Origin of the sequence: Butyrivibrio sp. AC2005 (assembly GCF_000424145.1) — a bacterium.
Taxonomy (GTDB): Bacteria; Bacillota; Clostridia; order Lachnospirales; family Lachnospiraceae; genus Butyrivibrio.
Genome location: NZ_AUJI01000079.1, coordinates 1 through 2,269 on the forward strand (window position 1 = coordinate 1; position 2,269 = coordinate 2,269).

A 2,269-nucleotide genomic window follows, 5' to 3' on the forward strand; every position below is an offset into this window, starting at 1 on the left:
AGTCAGACATTCTGAGCTGTGCCGTATCAATGCAGTTAACAGGCAACTTGCAATAAATGAGGACGCTAACCACCTACGAAGTCTTGGAGAAATAACTGAAACAGAGAATTGTAATAATCAACCATATTAAGGAGCATATTCAACAATAAAGATCATTTTCCTTAGCATAATAATAGTGGTGAATTAAGCGTCAGCTTGCAATTAGATAAATACAATTGCAGGTCTGACGCTTTTTCATTTTAAAACATTATGAGCGGATGGGAGTATTAGTTTTCTTTAGTTCTTCTATATATTCAAGACCGAAGATTTCAATTTGCTCAAGAACCTTTCTGAACTTCTCTCCCATGTCGCTTAAGCTGTATTCTACTCGTGGAGGCACTTCGGCATATACCTTACGTGTTATTAGTCGATCATCTTCTAATTGCCGAAGCTGTCGAGTCAGCATACTCCTTGTTATATCGGGGATGTTCCTTTCTAATTCATTAAAACGTTGTGTTCCAGTGCTTAATTGAAATAGGATAACGATAGCCCATTTGCCCTGAAGTACGCGTTGGGTAGTTGCGAACGGGCAAGATCCATAAACACTTTTCATTTTTTTCTCCTTTATTTTCCACAATAGTATCAAAAATGAGACTATGTATTATAAATGTTCGTACTTGTGAAAATGAGTCCAATGTTTAAAATGATGATATAGCAAATGAAAACAAATTGCAAACAAATGGAGGAAAAATAATGTCAAATTATAGCAAAGTAAGTGTAGTAGAAAACCCAAGAACAGAGCTTCATGATCAGCTTGGTCTTACAGGCGCAGAGGTGAGTATCAATCATCTTCCGGCAGGTGCAAGTGTTCCGTTTGTACATGCTCACAAGAATAATGAGGAAATCTATATCATTTTGTCAGGAAAAGGAAAGGCTGTGATTGATGGTGATGAAATTGTTCTGGCAAAAGGCGATGTTATCAGGGTTTCACCGGAAGGAAAGAGACAATTATTTGCGGCTGAGGATTCGGAAATCAGTTATGCTTGTATCCAGGTAAAAGCTGGTTCTATTGAAGGTTATACTGCAGATGATGCGATTATGTGCTGATAAAACAAAAAGTATATAAAATAAAGTCAGGGTTTTATTACAGCATATTGGAAAGAGGTTCCATTCATAAAAATCTTCAAGATAAGAGTTCTATTATTTTGGCTACAAGATGACAGTCAGGATTCGATAATGACAAAGGGGCGGTTCTGCCACCCCTTGTTATTTCCATTATTCCATATCAATCACAGGCTATTCAATATTCTACGAATTTTATCTACATTATCAAGAAACTCTACATTTAACTTATCCCTCAATTCATCATCCTCTTCATTTATAATGAAGTTTCCGAGTCCCCCCCGATATCCAAATATCTCACTATAACTTTCCTTTAGATACTCCTTTTTTAGGGTATAATCTTCATCACTATCAATACATTTGATCTGACTCATTATCGTCTTTAAGATTCCAGTATATCCATCATAATCATATTTTTGTACTTTTTTACCAATCTCAATATATAATCTTCTCAATTCGTCCATAATTATTATCACCTCAAGTTCCAACTTCCAACAACCTTAAATTTCCATGGCTCATGAATATATATCTGCTCGATATCACATCCGCCTAAATAAACTCCTCCCTGACTTCCTACCGGACCCTTGTATATAGTCGTTCCCTTCGGAACTTTAATCGCATATACCTTGCTCAACGGAGATGTTCCCTCACATACTCCTGTCTTCGGATTTACCCAATAAGGTTTTACTGCTGTATCAATTCTTACTTTTGCAACTGATTCCGGTGGATTGCTTGTAAACCATCAATTTCAGCCAACGGCCCCGGATTCTCTACAAGATTATACGTTTAGTTTGCAATATCATCCGTACCATAAATGATCTCTGTCGTCTTTCCCAGATCCGATGCTTCTGCTATTTCCCCAACTTCCGCAATCTTTCCTGCATCCCCGGCTTTGGAACTTTCGGATAATTCTCCGCCGATAACGAAGGATAGGATCCTCCTGTTGATTGGGTTATTACATCCGGCCAAAGATGCAACTCAACCTTACAGGAAGATCCTTTTTTATGCAACTGTCAATGTACTATGCCGCCGGGTCAGCGGTTGAGCTATCACATAGAAAAAATGATTGACCCGAAATAATTGTAACTGAGCCTAAGAATGCAGGCAAGCTTATGAAACGATCAAAAGAGACTACCAAAAACGATAAAGGTAAGTTTAATAAGAAAAA

General features: G+C 37.5%; 4 protein-coding genes. 1 reads left to right on the forward strand and 3 read right to left on the reverse strand.

Features of this window, described 5'->3' with window-relative positions:
* Window positions 1–247 precede the first annotated feature (247 nt).
* The gene (locus G602_RS0117010; RefSeq protein ID WP_026660020.1) at window positions 248–592 is read right to left on the reverse strand and encodes a winged helix-turn-helix transcriptional regulator; all 345 of its coding nucleotides are present in this window, start codon (window positions 590–592) and stop codon (window positions 248–250) included.
* A 140-nt stretch (window positions 593–732) separates the two neighbouring features.
* Between G602_RS0117010 and G602_RS0117015 the strand changes: the two genes are divergently transcribed.
* Window positions 733–1,086 carry a cupin domain-containing protein gene (locus G602_RS0117015; protein ID WP_026660021.1) on the forward strand — a complete coding sequence of 118 codons (354 nt, stop codon included), beginning with the start codon at window positions 733–735 and terminating at the stop codon, window positions 1,084–1,086.
* A 182-nt stretch (window positions 1,087–1,268) separates the two neighbouring features.
* Here the strand turns inward: G602_RS0117015 and G602_RS0117020 are convergent, their stop codons facing one another.
* Window positions 1,269–1,565 carry a hypothetical protein gene (locus G602_RS0117020; protein ID WP_044932625.1) on the reverse strand — a complete coding sequence of 99 codons (297 nt, stop codon included), beginning with the start codon at window positions 1,563–1,565 and terminating at the stop codon, window positions 1,269–1,271.
* Window positions 1,566–1,887: 322 nt separating this feature from the next.
* Window positions 1,888–2,070, reverse strand: a complete 183-nt coding sequence (locus tag G602_RS0117030) for a hypothetical protein (RefSeq protein WP_026660023.1) — start codon at window positions 2,068–2,070, stop codon at window positions 1,888–1,890.
* Window positions 2,071–2,269: the final 199 nt, after the last annotated feature.